The organism is Streptomyces niveus, from assembly GCF_001723055.1.
Lineage (GTDB): Bacteria > Actinomycetota > Actinomycetes > Streptomycetales > Streptomycetaceae > Streptomyces > Streptomyces niveus.
Genome location: NZ_MDCR01000265.1, coordinates 1 through 651, shown reverse-complemented (window position 1 = coordinate 651; position 651 = coordinate 1). Strand labels below are relative to the sequence as shown.

The 651-nt window shown below is 65.7% G+C and carries 1 protein-coding gene; it reads left to right on the top strand.

Annotated elements, in window-relative coordinates:
• On the top strand, positions 1 to 651 hold a 651-nt coding region (locus tag BHU15_RS40400; RefSeq protein WP_176582577.1), incomplete at both ends, for a hypothetical protein.

The window sequence follows — 651 nt, the reverse complement described above, 5'->3', positions numbered from 1 at the left end:
GACACGGCCGTGGGTCTTCAGGACGCGGTCTGCCGGATCGTCAACGCGGCTGACGGCGGAAAGGGTTGTGACTCCGGCGGCGGTGGCGGGGACGACGACGGTGGTGGCGACGGGGACGGTGACATACCCGAGGGCCCGCCAGGCGATCCCTTCCAGCCCGCGAAGTGTCTGCTGTCCCAGGATCAGACGAAGACCACCGTCGTCGTGCAGATCCTCTTCATCAAGATCAGCGGATCCGAGCAGATCAAGCTTCAGCAGTGGTCCGACGGCACGGTCACCCTGGAGCGCGTGACCGAGAGCGGCGGCGGGGTCACGGCCAGCATCTCCGCCGGTATCCCCGGTCTGAAGGACTGGGGCGGCAGCGCCTCGCTGAGCGGCAGCTATATGAAGGGCAGCGGCAGCGGCGGTCAGTGGCTGTTCAACGGCAACAAGACCGGCGACCCGCAGAAGGACCTCGAACTCAACCTTGAGGACGCCAAGCAGTTCACCGAGTATCTGAAGGCCCAGGACAAGTGCAACTCCCGTCCCGCCGGGCCGCGTTCCTCCGAACTCGGGATGATCTGCGGCTACCACGCCGACAAGAAGAAGCCCGATCTGCCGCCGGAGAAGGCGCCTGATGTCGACATCACGAAGACCAGCACCGAGGTGTCG